This window comes from Algoriphagus zhangzhouensis (assembly GCF_900148515.1).
GTDB lineage: Bacteria > Bacteroidota > Bacteroidia > Cytophagales > Cyclobacteriaceae > Algoriphagus > Algoriphagus zhangzhouensis.
This window is the reverse complement of record NZ_FRXN01000002.1, coordinates 26,327-41,798: the sequence shown is the minus strand read 5'-3', so window position 1 is coordinate 41,798 and position 15,472 is coordinate 26,327. Positions and strand designations below refer to the sequence as shown.

The window sequence follows — 15,472 nt, the reverse complement described above, 5'->3', positions numbered from 1 at the left end:
AGTTTTTTTCATCTTATTTCTTCAAAAGAAGCACGTATGCAACCATGTCTTTCGCGTCATCAAGGCTCAAGCCTGGATGTGGAGTCATTGGAACTTCACCCCAAACGCCAACTCCACCTTCGATTACTTTAGTGGCAAGCTTAGTGATGTTTTCGTCTGTAGACTCATATTTTGCTGCTACATCAGCATAAGATGGTCCAACGATCTTGCGCTCTACCATGTGGCAAGACATACAGTCAGATCCTTTGATTTTTTCCAATCCTTTGATGTAGATAGGATCGTCTTTGTACTTGTCTTCTAAGCTAATTTCTTGAGCTGGAGCAGGCGCAGCTGCTACTGGCTCAGGAGTACTGGTGGTTTCTGAGGATTTTTCACCCCCTCCACATGCAAAAGCCAATCCAGCCAATGCAACCAATCCAAGGTTTAATGGTTTTGTAATTTTCATGTTAAACTGATTAATAAAAGGTTTTCTTAAATTCCTAAAATCTTCTTGTTGAATTCCTCGTCAGCGCCAACGCCAGCGAAGTCATCAAATGCTTTTTCCGTTACACGGATAATATGTGAATCGATAAATGGAGCACCTTCTGCAGCTCCTTGTTCAGGATGCTTGATGGCACATTCCCATTCCAATACAGCCCATCCATCGTAATCGTACTGCGAAAGTTTGCTAAAAATTCCGCTAAAATCAACTTGTCCGTCTCCTAATGATCTAAATCTACCTGCACGCTCTACCCATCCTTGGAAACCGCCGTAAACTCCCTGTTTTCCAGTCGGGTTGAATTCTGCATCCTTAACGTGGAACATTTTGATTCTATCGTGGTAAAAATCAATGAATTGCAAGTAGTCAAGGCATTGAAGCACAAAGTGACTTGGATCGTAAAGGATGTTCGCTCTTTTGTGATTGTTTACTTTTTCAAGAAACATTTCAAATGTAACCCCATCGTGTAGATCTTCTCCTGGGTGAAGCTCATAACAAACATCAATTCCGTATTGGTCGAATTCATCTAGAATGGGAGTCCATCTTTTTGCCAATTCAGTAAAACCTGTCTCGACTAATCCAGCTGGTCTTTGAGGCCAAGGATATACTGTGTGCCACATCAATGCTCCTGAGAAAGTAGCATGTGCTGTCAGTCCTAAATTAGAAGATGCTTTAGCCGCATATTTCAATTGTTGGGTAGCCCATTCGGTTTTTCCTTTCAGGTCACCTTTTAGGTTTGCCGGAGCAAAACCATCGAATAATTCATTGTATGCAGGGTGAACCGCTACCAACTGACCTTGAAGGTGAGTGGAAAGTTCAGTGATCTGCATTCCTGTTTCAGCTACAATTCCAGCGATTTCGTCTGCATAGGTTTTGCTTTCTGCAGCTTTTTGCAAATCAATTAATCTACCATCCCATGACGGAATCTGAACACCTTTATAACCTAAATCGGCCATGTATTCACAGATGTTCTTTAGGTTATTGAAAGGAGCCACATCGTCGGCAAACTGTGCTAAGAATATAGCAGGTCCTTTAATCGTCTTCATACTAAAAGGTTATTTATTGGTTTGATTTTATTTTTCTACAATGAATGGAGTCCATTTTTGATCGGATTCGGTGCTTTTTAGCACGTGGTCGATAAATGCCATTCCTCGAATACCATCTTCAATTCCCGGATAATCCTCCCATTCAGGTTTTGGCGTTTCACCAGCTCGTTCAGCATAGATGCATCGCGCAAAATTTCTGTACAAGTTAGCAAATGCCTCAATATATCCCTCAGGATGGCCTGCAGGAGTTCTGGTATTTTCATTGGCTAAAGAACCGAGGTAGCCTGTTCCTGCTCTGTAAATCTGAGCAGGCTGATTTGGATAACGAACTGTCAAGGAGTTATTGTCCTCTTGTTGCCATTCAATTCCACCTTTATCTCCAAAAATTCGGATACGAAGATTGTTTTCAAGTCCTGTGTCTGTTTGAGAAGCCATTAGGATTCCCGTAGCTCCATTGTCAAAATTCATCAAGACAACTCCGTCATCATCTATGGGTCTTCCTTCCACTTTGATATGTAGATCAGCGCAAAGTTTTTCCATTTTCAATCCTGAGACATATTCGGAAAGATGGAAGGCATGCGTTCCAATGTCTCCCATGCATCCTGCTAGACCGTTGATTTTAGGGTCGGTTCTCCAAGCCGCTTGTTTATTGTCTTCATTTTCCAAAAGCTTGTAAAGCCAGCCTTGAGGATACTCGACATAGATTTTCCAAACTTTTCCGATTTTACCTTCAGCGATCATTTGCTTGGCTTGCTTGATCATCGGGTATCCAGAATAGGTATGGGTCAATAAGAATCTTTTATCACTCGCTTTTACGATGTGGTATAGGTCTTTGGCTTCTTGATAATTTAGGGTAAGCGGTTTGTCCAAAGCCACATGAAAACCAGCTTTTAGGGCTTTCACCGTTGGATCAAAATGTAAATTGTTTGGAGTAACAATCACCACCACGTCAATACGTACATCCTCCGGAAGCTCCAGCTCTTTTTCAAACATTTCGTCGTAGCTGGCATACACTCTAGAAGGATCCAGCATCAATTCCTCGCCTCTGATTTTTGATTTTTCAGGATTGGAAGAAAAAGCACCTGCGGCTAGCTCGAATAAGCCATCCATCAAAGCGCCATTTAGGTGGATTGCACCGATAAAAGAACCTGGCCCACCACCGACTAATCCGATTTTGAGTTTCTTGGTTTTTGACATAGGTCAGTATGTAATTTTCTGGTTTTTTGTTTAGTGAAATAATTGATTCTGAATCAAAAAAACCTCTGAACTTAGATTGACTCAGAGCATAAGTTGACCAATTGTTCCATCCAGTTATGAATGGTGTTGAGAAAACTTTTAGCTACCTTATTTTCAATTGTCAAAGGATGAGCTTAAAATAAGGCAAAAAGACCGAATTCTAAACTATCCAATTCATTCACCAATTGAAAGCCTGAGATTTTATGAAGCTAAACATCCGAGTCCGCTTATCCACGATGATGTTTTTGGAGTTTTTTGTTTGGAGTGCTTGGTATGTGACGATGGGAACTTATTTAGGATCTAACCTCGGGGCCTCTGATCAGGAGATTTCGTTGGCTTTTACAACCCAATCTATTGGAGCAATCATAGCACCCTTTCTTGTCGGGCTTATAGCAGATAGATATTTTCCGGCACAACGAATTTTAGGGATTATCCATTTGATTGGAGCTTGGTTGATGTACCAATTGTATCAAAGTGAGGATTTCGCTACTTTCTTTCCGCTGATATTAGGGTATATGATTTTGTTTATGCCGACTCTGGCTTTGGTCAATTCAATTTCCTTTAACCAGATGAATAATCCTGAAAAGGAATTCTCTGTAGTTCGTGTTTGGGGAACAATCGGATGGATCGCAGCAGGTTTTTTGATCAGTGCATTTGCTTGGGATAGCAAGGCAGGATTGGAATCGGGCATGTTGAAAAACACCTGGCTGATGGCATCCTACTTGTCATTGGCTTTGGGGATTTTTAGTATGACACTTCCCAATACACCTCCGAGAGCGGGGAGAGCTGATAAATTTAAATTGTCCGAAGCCATAGGGCTGGATGCTTTGTCTTTATTGAAAGATAAAAACTTCGCCATATTTTTCCTGAGCTCGATTTTGATCTGTATTCCTTTGGCCTTCTATTATCAGAACGCAAGTCCTTTTCTAACCGAAATCGGCGTTGAAAATTCTACAGGAAAGATGGCTATTGGGCAAATGTCAGAAGTGCTATTCATGTTGGCTCTACCCATCTTCTTTTCACGATTTGGAGTCAAAAAGACATTAATTGTTGCAATGCTTGCCTGGGCTTTCAGGTATCTGTTTTTTGCTTTGGGAGATGCAGAAAGCGGAGTATGGCTTCTGTTAATAGGAATTGCATTACATGGTGTTTGCTATGATTTTTTCTTTGTGACAGGTCAGATATACACCGATGCCCACGCTGGAGAAAAATATAAATCCTCGGCTCAGGGACTTATTACTTTGGCAACCTATGGAGTTGGGATGTTGATTGGGTTTTGGATTGCTGGAATGATCTCTGATTTTTACTCAGATATGCATGGGAATCACCAATGGAAATCTATTTGGTTAATTCCTTCTGGTATTTCCGTTTTGGTTTTACTATTTTTCATGACTCTTTTCAGAGATGATAAAATTAAACATTAAAGTGATCCCAAATGACCAAACCTATTAACAAAGGAAGAAGAGAAAGCTTCAAGAAAGTTTTGTTGGGCGGAGCAGCCCTAGGAGGCCTATCTTCATTTGATATGAAAGAAGAACAGCCCTATAAACTCAAAGGAAATATTAACCATGGTGTTTGCCATTGGTCCATGAATCCCCTGACAATCGAAGAACTTTGTATCGGAGTAAAAGAAATTGGATTTAATGCGATAGATCTGATAGGGCCAGATAATTGGCATATTCTTCAAAAGCATGGAGTGGACTGCTCTATGTGTAACGGTGCCGAATTAGGAATTCCAGATGGCTGGAACGATCCTCAAAATCATTCAGAATTGATCAAGCGATATGAGGAAGTGATTCCTTTGGTAGCCAAAAATGGCTATAAAAATTTGATCTGTTTTTCTGGAAATAGAAGAGGAATGGATGATGAAGTAGGAATGAAAAACTGTGCAGAGGGTTTGAAAAAGATCCTTCCTTTGGCAGAAAAGCATGGAGTGATCATCCAAATGGAGCTTTTGAATAGCAAAGTAAATCACAAAGACTACATGTGTGATAAGTCTCCTTGGGGAGTCGAGTTATGCAAAATGATTGGAAGTGAGAACTTCAAATTATTGTTTGATATCTATCATATGCAGATTGACGAAGGTGATATTATCCGCTCGATTCAGAATAATCACCAATACTTCGGACACTATCATACTGCAGGAAATCCAGGGAGAAATGAGCTGGATGAAAATCAGGAAATCTATTATCCCGCTATCATGAAAGCGATTGTAGATTCAGGTTTCAAAGGATATGTCTCCCATGAATTCATTCCAAAATCAAAAGATAAACTTGCTGCTTTAGCACAAGCAGTTCAAGTATGCGACGTTTAAATTACTAATAACCTTAAATACCAAATTATGGCTAATGAATCGTATGATGCAATTGTAGTTGGGTCAGGGATCAGTGGAGGATGGGCCGCAAAAGAGTTGACCGAAAAAGGTCTGAAAGTACTTTTGCTAGAAAGAGGTCCAGATGTGGAGCATATCAAAGACTACAAATCTGCCACATTACCGCCTTGGGAAATTCCTCACAGAGGAAGAAGAACCCAAGAAATGCTAGAAAATCACCCGAACTTACGTAGAGATTATGTGTTGGATGAGCGTAACCTTGACTGGTGGGCTCATGAAGATGATTCTCCTTATGTGGAAGAAAAACCATTTACCTGGTTCCGTGGATATCAAGTGGGTGGTCGTTCTCTTCTTTGGGGTAGACAGTCTTACAGATGGGCCGATGTAGATTTTGAGGCAAATGGAAAAGAAGGGATTGCTGTTGATTGGCCAATCAGATACAAGGATATCGCGCCTTGGTATTCTTATGTTGAAAAATTTGCTGGGATTTCAGGAAATAAAGATGGATTGCCAATTCTTCCTGACGGGGAATTTATGCCTCCAATGCCGATGAATTGTGTGGAAACCGATGCTGTCCAAAAAATCAAGGATCATTATAAAGGTGCTAGAAACTGGATCATGGGTCGTCCTGCTAATATCACTCAACCTTTGCCAGGTCGCCCAGGCTGTCAATATAGAAGTAAATGTTCTTTGGGTTGCCCTTTTGGAGGATACTTCAGTACTCAGGCTTCTACCTTGCCAGCTGCAAAAGCTACAGGTAATTTGACTTTGAGACCTTGGTCAATTGTAAGAAGATTGATCTATGACAAAGACACTCAAAAAGCTACCGGTGTAGAAGTAGTAGATGCTGAAACAAATCAGACCATAGAATATGATGCGAAAATCATCTTCCTATGTGCGTCTGCATTTAACTCGACGGCTATTTTGATGCGTACTGCTACCGATATTTGGCCAGGTGGTTTGGGTTCTAGTTCTGGCGAATTAGGACACAACGTAATGGATCACCACTTCCGTTTGGGAGCTGGAGGTACTGTAGAAGGCTACGAGGACAAATATTATTTCGGTAGAAGACCAACTGGACTTTACATCCCAAGATTTAGAAATCTAAATGGTGAAAAGAGGGATTATGTCAGAGGTTTTGGATACCAAGGTGGTGCAAGTAGAAGTGGCTGGACTCGAGATGTTGCTGAATTGAATTTCGGGGCACCTATGAAAAATGCTTTGACTAAACCAGGACCTTGGAGTATTGGATTTACGGCATTTGGAGAAATTCTTCCTTATCATGAAAACACTATCAAACTAAGTGATACTGTGAAAGATAAGTGGGGTATGGAAGCGTTGGTGATGAATGCTGAGATCAAGGAGAATGAGATCAAAATGAGAAAAGACATGATGGCTGATGCAGCCGAAATGTTGGAAATCGCTGGTGTGAAAAACATCAATACCTATGATAATGGCTATACTTTCGGTCAAGGCATTCATGAAATGGGTACAGCAAGAATGGGTAGGGACCCAAAAACTTCTGTATTGAATGGAAACAACCAAGTGTGGGAAGCTAAAAACGTGTTTGTAACAGACGGTGCATGTATGACCTCTGCTGCTGCTCAAAACCCATCACTTACCTATATGGCGCTTACAGCAAGAGCTGCAAACTTTGCAGTGGAAGAGTTGAAAAAGCGTAATCTCTAATCTAAAAAAGAAAAAGCTATGACTATGAATAGAAGAGACGCATTGAAAAGCGTCGTCCTAATGATGGGAGGAACCATGGTAGGTGCTACAGCAATCCTAACTGGTTGTGCTCCGGATAAGCAAATCGAAGGATTGAACTTCAGCCCTGAAGATATTGCTTTCATGGATTTGCTTGGAGATACCATTATTCCGGAAACTGACACTCCAGGTGCAGCTGCGGTGGGTATTGGTTCCTTTATGGTAATGATGGTGAAAGATACTTATGACGCCGATGCTCAAAAGACATTTGTGGATGGTTTGAATAAAATCCGAAAGGAATTCAAGCAGGAGAATGGTGAGGAGTTTGAAGCTGCTTCTCATGAAGTTCGTTTGGATTACTTGAATGGACTTTATGAACAGTTCAAGAGCTCTGGAAGAACTGAGCCAGCCATCATAAATATGTTGAGAGATTTGACTGTATTGGGTTACTTTACTTCTGAAATCGGAGCTACACAAGCTTTGAATTATGTAGAAGTTCCAGGCAGATACGATGGATGCATCGATTTGAAACCAGGTGACAAGACTTATGCAATATAATTTTAACCTATAAATACAAAGCCTGCTCCAATGGGGCAGGCTTTTTCGATTATGAACAAACCTAGTAGAAGAAAATTTATCCAAATGGGCTCTTTGATGGGCCTTGGAGCTGCTTTGATGCCGATGCAGTTTTGCTCGCCAGCTAAGAAAGAGGGCGAAACTTTAATGACAGATCCTGAGACTGTAGCTCAAACCTTGAAAGCATTTGGGATTCAGCTTTACTCTGTAAAAGATCAAATGGCTGAAAATCCTCAAGAAACTATGAGAGCATTGGCTTCTTATGGATACAAGCAGTTTGAAGGTTTTGATGGAGGAAAAGGAATCCTTTGGGGAATGGAAACTGCTGAATTTAAATCTTTGAATTCCGAGATTGGCGTTGACTTCGTTGCTACTCACTGCGATGTATTCAAAAACCTAGAAGCTCAAGCAGAGCAGGCCGCAGAAGTAGGTATTAAATATTTGATCTGTCCTTGGATTGGCGGTCAAGACTCTTTGGATAAATACAAGGCAATTGCTGAGCAATTCAATCAAATCGGAGAGACGTTAAAAGGCTACGGATTAAAGTTCGCTTACCATAACCATGACTATACTTTCGTGGAGCAAGAAGGTCAATTGCCTCAAGATGTATTGATGGATAATACGGATCCTGCGTTGGTGGATTTCGAAATGGATATCTATTGGGTGTATGTGGCAGGAGTAGATCCAGAAGCGTACATGAAAAAGTATAAAGATCGTTTCCGTTTATGCCATGTGAAGGATGCTGCAGCAGGGATTGAAAATCCTCACGAAAGAGGCGTACTATTAGGCCAAGGAGAAATTCCATTCGCCAAGCTGATTAAGGAATCTCAATCTTTGGGAATGAAATATTACATCGTGGAGCAAGAACAATTCGATGGAGTAACTCCAATGCAGGCAGCAGAGAAAAATGCAGCCTACTTAAGCAAATTGGAATATTAAATCATTCCTTTGGTTTCCTCTGATTTTCGGAATACCAATAGGAACATTACGATAATCAAAATAATCAGTAGAGCCACTTCAAATTGAGCCCAGATCTGAGATCTGTTAATCAAGACTTTGGCTTTGCTGATTAATTTTTCACCTTCTTCCAGCTGAATGTTGTTGAGATTGTCCAAGTCTTTTCTCGCTAAAGAGATTTTTTGATCATACAATTTGACCTGATTGATATTCACTCCATTCGAGTCACTGTATAGTAAATCGTAGGATTTGATATTGAGGTCGTTTACAATTATCTTCTTGAACTCACCCAGATATTCTTCCTCTTTTGGAGTAAGTTTCGTTTTTTCGAAATCTTCTATGATGGTCAAAATAGCTGCCTCTTGACCTTGGATTTCATTTAGCACTTTAGAATAATCATAATCCAAGTTGCAGTGATCTACCAGTTTTTGGATCTGAAAAAGACTCTCTGAAATCTCAAAGATATAGCCGACGACTACCAGTCGGTCGTTGTAAACCTCTGTAAAAGTGGAGCTGATGCTTCTAAATGATTGACGCTCAATTAGGTTTTTTGCATATATCAACAAAAGCAATACGCTGATAATCAAAAGGGCTCGAATTTTTTTCTTTCTCAGTCTCGTGTCAGGCATATAATTAGTATTACTAACAAGCTATTTTACTTAGTATAGGAAAACTTCCAGAGATTCCCAAGGCAAAGATAATTAGTCTTCCTTAGAAGGAATGCCATCATAGACCCTAACATAGTCTATTTCCATCTTTTGCGGCCAAATATCAGGATCCACACCTTTTTGCCCTCCCCAGTTTCCACCAACAGCAATATTGAGGATCATATGGAATGGTTGATCAAAGGGCCATTCTTGATAATCCCCTCCAGTATTTTCAGAAGTGAAGTACTTTTCACCATCCAGATAAAAGTCGATTTTCTTTTCTGTCCAGTGGATAGCATAAATATGGAATTCATCATGAAAGCTTGGGACTTGTATTTGCTTTCCTTTTTGAGTTCCCTTGACATGGTTGAAAGCTTCTGTATGAACAGTCCCATGAACAGTACCAGGGTCATAACCGACATGTTCCATGATGTCGATCTCTCCATTTTTGGGCCAGCCCCCATATTTATTTTCTTCTGGAAGCATCCAGATGGCAGGCCAAGTTCCAATGCCTTCCGGTAATTTGGCTTTGATTTCAAAGTAGCCATATTCCCAAGAGGCTTTTCCACGAGTAAGCATTCTTGCTGAAGTATATCCTTCGGGCTTCGACTCATCTTTTCTTGCTTCAATGATCAAAATTCCATTTTCAACTCTGGCGTTTTTTAAGTCTTTTTCGGTATAAAATTGAAGTTCATTATTCCCCCATCCAGAATCCCCGACATCATAAGTCCACTTGGTTTGATCCGGAAGTCCATTCGTATCGAATTCATCTGACCAGATGAGTTTTTGGGAAAATGACTCTATCGAGAAAAGAAGGCAAGGAATTGCTAGCAAGGTTAAATGTCTTTTCATGGTATTTTGGGATTGTGATCTTAAGCTAGATTAATCTATTCCGAAAAGAAAATGTTTTTGAACAAAAGGGTTCGAGTGATTTAAGGGACTTTTTAAGTTCCTATTTTTTACCCTAAAAGGAGAATTGTAAATTGCTCCTATAAACCCAAATTAATCATGGCATACTATCACAGGTTAGGCAAGATTCCGCCTAAAAGGCATACCCAGTTCAGGCAGCCTGACGGAAGCCTTTATAAGGAAGAGCTCGTAAGTTCCAAAGGCTTTTCTGGCATTTATTCAAATCTCTATCACATTTATAATCCCAACTCGGTTCGTTCCATTGGTAAGCCAATTCCTTATGATTGGAAAGTCGCTGATCAGCATGGATTGAACCAAACTCATTTAAAAACATCTGGAGTAGAAACTACTGGTGAGGATTATTTGTCAGCTCGCAGAATGTTGATGAAAAACAATGATGTAATGATGGGGATCTGTGCTCCGAAGCAAAGGAAGATGGATTCTTATTTCAAAAATGCGGATGGGGATGAGTTGATTTACATTCATGATGGAAAAGGTGTTCTTTATTCTCAGTTTGGGAAACTTGAAGTGGGAAAAGGAGATTATGTAGTGATCCCAAGAACCACTATATACCGATTTGAATTTGATGAGGAAGGTCCTTTGCGCCTTTTGATTATAGAATCTCATGGTCCAATCGAAACGGTGAAACGGTATCGAAATGAAGTAGGGCAGTTATTGGAGCATTCTCCTTATTGCGAAAGAGATATTCGTCCGCCTCATGAATTGCACATTGAAGAGGAAAAGGGAGAGTATCTGGTTCAGATCAAAAAACAAGGAATGTTGCATCAATATACCTATGATCATAGCCCTTTGGATATCGTGGGTTGGGATGGCTATTTGTATCCTTACGCCTTGTCGATTTATGATTTTGAACCGATTACGGGAAGAATCCATCAGCCGCCACCAGTTCATCAGACTTTTCAGGCTTGGGGTTTTGTGATTTGTTCATTCGTGCCTCGCTTGTTTGATTATCATCCTTTAGCGATTCCAGCGCCATACAATCATAGTAATATCGATTCGGATGAGGTGTTGTATTATGCAGAAGGCGAGTTTATGAGTCGAAAAGGGATCGATCGAGGTTCATTCACTATTCATATGGGAGGACTTCCTCACGGGCCACACCCAGGTACAGTTGAAAAATCAATCGGAGCAAAATCAACAGAGGAATACGCTGTGATGTTGGATACCTTTAGACCTTTGCAGATTACTACTGATGCTTTGGAATTTGTGGATAAGGGTTACCCAATGAGTTGGACTGAAGATTAAATAAATACCGAAAGGACATAAAAAAACCAGAATGATTTCATTCTGGTTTTTCTTATTGATAGCTGTTTATCAATGAACGATTTCCTGAATCGGTTGGCCTGTGGCGCCGTTTGGAAGTCTAATTTCAAGAAGCATGGAAAGGGTCGGAGCGATGTCTGTAATAGTCGCATAGCGAGTTGAACTTCCATGTGGAATATTCCATCCATAGAATAAAATAGGGACATTGGTGTCATAGGAGAAACCGGTTCCATGAGAAGTACCTCTAGCTCCACCAGTCAACCAAGAAGGTTCTAAAATGATCAAAATATCTCCCGAGGCCTTATGATTGTAGCCCATCTGAAGAAGATGAGGTCTTAATTCGGTAAAGGAATTTGTTTTCAAAGTATGGGCGGTGTACACCTCTTTGATTCCTCTGAATCTCAAAAGGAAAGTTGCCAATTCCTCTTCGATATCAGCCAAATTCAATTTGTTGTCTCTGATTAATTTATGGTTTAGGAAGATTTGCTCATTGGAAGCATTCAATACCCAGTCACCTTCTCCATAAACGGTATTCATATAGCCTTTCACCTGACTTACTACATAGCCAACATTCAAGTTGCCAGCTGGTACATTTTGGCTTTCCATATATGTGGCCACATCTGCAACGCCATGGTCCGCAGAAAGGAATACCACATAGTTTCCTTCTCCTAATTTTTCATCCAAGTGATTCAAAAGGCTTTCAATTTGTAAGTCCAATCTCAAATAGATGTCCTCCAATTCTTTGGAAGTCGGCCCAAACCTATGGCCAACATAATCTGTGGAAGAAAAGCTGACAGCAAGGAAATCAGTGACATCACTTTCACCTAGTTTTTCTCCTTCCAAAGCTGCTAAAGCAAAATCCAAAGTCAATTGATTTCCAAAAGGTGTGGAGGCTATCAATCCATATCCACCATTATTCTCTCTCAATTCCTTTAAATCATAAGGGAATGTTGGGGTGTCTTTTCCTATGAATGGAGCTTCGAAGTCATTGTTGTCATCGATACTGTTGATATAAGTATCAATTGAATAAAGGGTTTCCCAAGTTTGGGAGAGGTATTTATCTGGATTTTTTTGACCATTGAAATCTTTGACCCATGCAGGAAGATCCTCTTTGTAGTAAGAAGAAGTCATAAACTCTCCATTGTTGCTGTCATACCAATAAGCATCACCTAGGTGACCCGCAGGTAAACTTGCGCCACGATCTTTTATCGCTAGCCCAACGACTTTTGACCTTTTATTCGTAGAAAATCTCAACTCATCTGTGATGGTTGTAGTCAATAGGTTTCTTGGTGATATCTGTCCAGAAGCTGGAGTTCCTCCTATGTTGTAAACAGTGCTGTCTTCAGCGCAATAAATTGACTTATCAAGACTTCTTACATACCAGTTGTTGCCGATGATACCATGAGTGGCGGGGGTTGTTCCCGTATATACAGAAGCGTGGCCTGGCCCGGTATAGGTAGGGATGTAATTATAATGCCCGTTTTTCATCATAAATCCTTCTCCAATCAGCCTTTTGAATCCGCCGTCAGAATACCTGTCAGCAAACCTGTAGAGGTACTCTTGCCTCATCTGATCGACGATGATTCCAACAACTAGCTTAGGTTTTTCAGCGGTTTCCTGAGCGGACACCCCTGTTCCCATAAAAATGGAAAGTAATAGGAGTAGAGAAATTTTCTTCATTACATGAAATGTTTAGGCTCCAAAGATAAGGATATGATACTATTGATGGATTAAGACTTTGTTAAATGGGCCAAAGAGTTGATCTTGGGGTTTAGAAAAATTACCTAAAATGAAAAAGCTAACCATTTTATCCCTATTGTTTTGCGTTTTGCAAAGTGCATTTGCTCAATCTTACTTTGAGGATGGCCTTTCTGCGGATTGGCACAGAAAGAGAAGAGATGCTATTCGGGAGATGATGCCGCCTAATTCTGTGGCAGTATTGTTCAATAATCCCGTGAAAAACAGAACCAACGATGTGGATTATATTTATCATCCAGACACTGATTTTTACTACTTGACTGGATTGAGAGAACCCAATGCGGCCTTAATTATTTTTTCTGAAAAAAGGATGATTGATGGAGTGGAGACAGATGAAATTATCTATGTCCAGCCTCGCGACCCAAGATCTGAAATGTGGAACGGGAAGAGATTGGGGACTGATGGTGTTAAAGAAAAGCTTGGATTTGATCTGGCCTACGTTTATGATGATTTCGGTAAAGAACCATCTGTGAATTTTTCAGATTTTGAAAAGGTGCTTTCCTTCAACTTGGGTGCAGACATCGAGAGCAGTAGCAGCAATGCTCCATTGAAAAACATGGTGAAGAAATTCAAGAAAGCTTCAGGGTATCCAATGGAGGTATCAGACACTCAGATGCAGCTTTATGATATGATCCGAGCTACCGATGCGGCCAATTCAGAAAATGTAGCACAAATGATTTCTCGCTTTACAGACAGAAATCCTGAGATTGCAAACGATCCAATTATCAAGGATTTCCTTGTCGCGGATTCACCTGAAAAAAGAATGCAGGTGAAAGATCAAATGCCTGAGTCCAAAACTGATATTTTTTCTTTGGATAAAATGATGGATGTTTTACGTGAGGTGAAAACTGAAGAAGAAATTGCACTTCTTGCCTCTGCGGCTAAAATTTCAGCAATCGGTCAGATAGAAGTGATGAAGGCTGCCAAAGTTGGGATGTCTGAAAGAGAAATTCAGGGGATTCACGAGTTTATCTACAAAAGATATGGTGCGGAAGATTTAGGATACCCATCGATTGTTGGTGGAGGAAATAATGGATGTATCCTTCATTACATTGAGAATGACATGAAGCATGTAAATGACCGACTTTTATTAATGGATTTGGGCGCTGAATGGAGAGGCTATACAGCTGATGTCACTCGAACTATTCCTGTATCAGGCCAATTTAACTCTGAGGAAAAAGTGATCTATGAATTGGTTTTAAAAGCACAGGATGCTGGAATTGCTCTATGTAAGCCAGGAACTGAGTTTTCTGAAATCTCTCAAATTACAAGAAAGATTATCGATGAAGGTTTGGTGGAATTAGGTATAATCAAAGAAGGACAAAGACATAGTTACTATCCTCATGGCCCAAGTCATCATCTAGGTCTTGATGTTCATGATAGAGGAACAAGAGGAGCACTGAAAGAAGGTGTTGTAATTACTGTCGAGCCAGGAATCTATATCCCAGAGGGAAGCGATTGTGATCCAAAATGGTGGGGAATTGCGGTAAGAATTGAAGATGATATCTTGATTACTTCCAAAGATCCAGTGAATCTTTCTGGGGACGCTCCAAGAAAGGTGGCTGATATCGAGGCAATGATGAAGATACCTAGTGTTCTTGAAAACTGGGTTCTGCCTGAAATTCATTAAGATTTAGTATTTCTCGCGGCGTCACAGCGACGCTGTGAGAAACATCAATTTCATAGAGTCTAAGCTAACCTATTATATAGAAAGGGTTGTCAATAACCTTTGAAACAAGTCTTATTTTCTTTGCTCCTTTGCGGGAGAGGGTTTAGCAAATAGCATGTAACAAAAAAAAACACTCGCTGAAACGACGCAGCGAGTGTTTTTTGTTTTATCAAGTTGGAGTTTACTTACTCTTTAAGTCCCCTCTTTTAATAGATCTAATGAATTGAGACCAAGCAAATGGATCTAACAATCTCAATGGTCTAGGTCCATACAAATCTTGATTTTGTAGCATCATGCCCTGCTGGAAAGTTCGGAAATTTTCATTTCCTGAAGCAGGCATGGATTCAGCCCATCTCAATAGCATCTCAGGACTCATATTGGCACGGCTTATAGACATAGGGTCTACGACAGTCATTGCAAGAACTGCGTCCTTGAACTCCTCTTCGGTTGGATAAGGCATTACTTCGATTTCCGCCAAAGCGATTTCATCCACTTCCATGGTCAAGATCAAGCTGATTTTGTCATTGTCAACTTTTTCAGGAACCTTGAATGTTTGTTTTTTCAATCCAATGAAACTGAAAACAACACTGTCTCCTTCAAGTACCGGCATAGAAAAGTAACCAAAGCGTCCACTACTTGTACCTCTACCTTTTTGTGGGACGTAGACGTTCACACCAGCAACGGCATCTGTACTATCTGCATTCAAGATGATACCAGAAAGCTGAATTACTTTCTTTTCATCTTGGGCTTGAGCTAGCTGAGTTGAAAAAAAGAATCCGATGAATAGGATTAGATATGGGAGTAGAATTGATTTCTTCACAAATAAATATCTTATTGGCTTGCCAAATTTGGCTTTGAATCTGCGATAATACC

At 40.3% G+C, this 15,472-nt stretch carries 14 protein-coding genes; 7 read left to right on the top strand and 7 right to left on the bottom strand.

Annotated elements, in window-relative coordinates:
• Window positions 1-13 precede the first annotated feature (13 nt).
• The 3 genes from BUF13_RS06110 to BUF13_RS06100 are packed head-to-tail and all read right to left on the bottom strand — an operon-like array spanning window position 14 to window position 2,721.
• Window positions 14-445, bottom strand: a complete 432-nt coding sequence (locus BUF13_RS06110) for a c-type cytochrome (protein WP_073570909.1) — start codon at window positions 443-445, stop codon at window positions 14-16.
• A gap of 26 nt (window positions 446-471) precedes the next feature.
• Window positions 472-1,524, bottom strand: coding sequence for a sugar phosphate isomerase/epimerase family protein (locus tag BUF13_RS06105; protein WP_073570908.1), 1,053 nt, complete (start codon window positions 1,522-1,524; stop codon window positions 472-474).
• A gap of 27 nt (window positions 1,525-1,551) precedes the next feature.
• On the bottom strand, window positions 1,552-2,721 hold the full coding sequence (locus tag BUF13_RS06100; protein WP_073570907.1) for a Gfo/Idh/MocA family protein: 1,170 nt from the start codon (window positions 2,719-2,721) through the stop codon (window positions 1,552-1,554).
• A gap of 242 nt (window positions 2,722-2,963) precedes the next feature.
• Here BUF13_RS06100 and BUF13_RS06095 point away from each other — a divergent pair, with 242 nt between their 5' ends.
• Genes BUF13_RS06095 through BUF13_RS06075 form a run of 5 tightly spaced genes read left to right on the top strand, consistent with a single transcriptional unit; the run spans window position 2,964 to window position 8,314 of the window.
• On the top strand, window positions 2,964-4,184 hold the full coding sequence (locus BUF13_RS06095) for a nucleoside permease (protein ID WP_073570906.1): 1,221 nt from the start codon (window positions 2,964-2,966) through the stop codon (window positions 4,182-4,184).
• 11 nt (window positions 4,185-4,195) lie between these two features.
• Entirely contained in the window at window positions 4,196-5,074 is an 879-nt protein-coding gene (locus BUF13_RS06090; protein ID WP_073570905.1) for a hydroxypyruvate isomerase family protein, read from the top strand.
• 27 nt (window positions 5,075-5,101) lie between these two features.
• Complete coding sequence (locus BUF13_RS06085; RefSeq protein WP_073570904.1) at window positions 5,102-6,781, top strand: GMC oxidoreductase; 1,680 nt, start codon at window positions 5,102-5,104, stop codon at window positions 6,779-6,781.
• An 18-nt stretch (window positions 6,782-6,799) separates the two neighbouring features.
• Window positions 6,800-7,357: a gluconate 2-dehydrogenase subunit 3 family protein gene (locus BUF13_RS06080; RefSeq protein WP_073570903.1), complete on the top strand. Its 558-nt coding sequence runs from the start codon at window positions 6,800-6,802 to the stop codon at window positions 7,355-7,357.
• Window positions 7,358-7,408: 51 nt separating this feature from the next.
• Window positions 7,409-8,314 (top strand): sugar phosphate isomerase/epimerase family protein, encoded by a 906-nt coding sequence (locus tag BUF13_RS06075; protein WP_073571690.1) that lies wholly within the window; start codon window positions 7,409-7,411, stop codon window positions 8,312-8,314.
• Here the strand turns inward: BUF13_RS06075 and BUF13_RS06070 are convergent.
• Window positions 8,311-8,961, bottom strand: a complete 651-nt coding sequence (locus BUF13_RS06070; protein ID WP_073570902.1) for an MCP four helix bundle domain-containing protein — start codon at window positions 8,959-8,961, stop codon at window positions 8,311-8,313. The two genes, BUF13_RS06075 and BUF13_RS06070, sit on opposite strands and share 4 nt — an antisense overlap.
• A 72-nt stretch (window positions 8,962-9,033) precedes the next feature.
• Window positions 9,034-9,831, bottom strand: coding sequence for a glycoside hydrolase family 16 protein (locus BUF13_RS06065; protein WP_073570901.1), 798 nt, complete (start codon window positions 9,829-9,831; stop codon window positions 9,034-9,036).
• 156 nt (window positions 9,832-9,987) lie between these two features.
• Between BUF13_RS06065 and BUF13_RS06060 the strand changes: the two genes are divergently transcribed.
• Window positions 9,988-11,154, top strand: coding sequence for a homogentisate 1,2-dioxygenase (locus BUF13_RS06060; protein WP_073570900.1), 1,167 nt, complete (start codon window positions 9,988-9,990; stop codon window positions 11,152-11,154).
• A gap of 69 nt (window positions 11,155-11,223) precedes the next feature.
• Here BUF13_RS06060 and pafA read toward each other — a convergent pair whose 3' ends face one another.
• Window positions 11,224-12,852 (bottom strand): alkaline phosphatase PafA, encoded by a 1,629-nt coding sequence (gene pafA, locus BUF13_RS06055; RefSeq protein WP_073570899.1) that lies wholly within the window; start codon window positions 12,850-12,852, stop codon window positions 11,224-11,226.
• Window positions 12,853-12,961: 109 nt separating this feature from the next.
• Here pafA and BUF13_RS06050 point away from each other — a divergent pair, with 109 nt between their 5' ends.
• On the top strand, window positions 12,962-14,560 hold the full coding sequence (locus tag BUF13_RS06050) for an aminopeptidase P family protein (RefSeq protein WP_073570898.1): 1,599 nt from the start codon (window positions 12,962-12,964) through the stop codon (window positions 14,558-14,560).
• Window positions 14,561-14,780: 220 nt separating this feature from the next.
• Here BUF13_RS06050 and BUF13_RS06045 read toward each other — a convergent pair whose 3' ends face one another.
• Entirely contained in the window at window positions 14,781-15,389 is a 609-nt protein-coding gene (locus BUF13_RS06045) for a carboxypeptidase-like regulatory domain-containing protein (RefSeq protein WP_394345361.1), read from the bottom strand.
• Between the last annotated feature and the right edge of the window lie 83 nt (window positions 15,390-15,472).

Excerpts from the sequence above, each read along its gene's own strand:
- BUF13_RS06090 (WP_073570905.1), top strand. The coding sequence starts at position 4,196 with ATGACCAAACCTATTAACAAAGGAAGAAGAGAAAGCTTCAAGAAAGTT.
- BUF13_RS06075 (WP_073571690.1), top strand. The coding sequence starts at position 7,409 with ATGAACAAACCTAGTAGAAGAAAATTTATCCAAATGGGCTCTTTGATG.
- BUF13_RS06110 (WP_073570909.1), bottom strand. The coding sequence starts at position 445 with ATGAAAATTACAAAACCATTAAACCTTGGATTGGTTGCATTGGCTGGA.
- BUF13_RS06085 (WP_073570904.1), top strand. The coding sequence starts at position 5,102 with ATGGCTAATGAATCGTATGATGCAATTGTAGTTGGGTCAGGGATCAGT.
- BUF13_RS06050 (WP_073570898.1), top strand. The coding sequence starts at position 12,962 with ATGAAAAAGCTAACCATTTTATCCCTATTGTTTTGCGTTTTGCAAAGT.
- BUF13_RS06065 (WP_073570901.1), bottom strand. The coding sequence starts at position 9,831 with ATGAAAAGACATTTAACCTTGCTAGCAATTCCTTGCCTTCTTTTCTCG.
- BUF13_RS06060 (WP_073570900.1), top strand. The coding sequence starts at position 9,988 with ATGGCATACTATCACAGGTTAGGCAAGATTCCGCCTAAAAGGCATACC.
- BUF13_RS06105 (WP_073570908.1), bottom strand. The coding sequence starts at position 1,524 with ATGAAGACGATTAAAGGACCTGCTATATTCTTAGCACAGTTTGCCGAC.
- BUF13_RS06095 (WP_073570906.1), top strand. The coding sequence starts at position 2,964 with ATGAAGCTAAACATCCGAGTCCGCTTATCCACGATGATGTTTTTGGAG.
- BUF13_RS06100 (WP_073570907.1), bottom strand. The coding sequence starts at position 2,721 with ATGTCAAAAACCAAGAAACTCAAAATCGGATTAGTCGGTGGTGGGCCA.
- pafA (WP_073570899.1), bottom strand. The coding sequence starts at position 12,852 with ATGAAGAAAATTTCTCTACTCCTATTACTTTCCATTTTTATGGGAACA.
- BUF13_RS06070 (WP_073570902.1), bottom strand. The coding sequence starts at position 8,961 with ATGCCTGACACGAGACTGAGAAAGAAAAAAATTCGAGCCCTTTTGATT.
- BUF13_RS06080 (WP_073570903.1), top strand. The coding sequence starts at position 6,800 with ATGACTATGAATAGAAGAGACGCATTGAAAAGCGTCGTCCTAATGATG.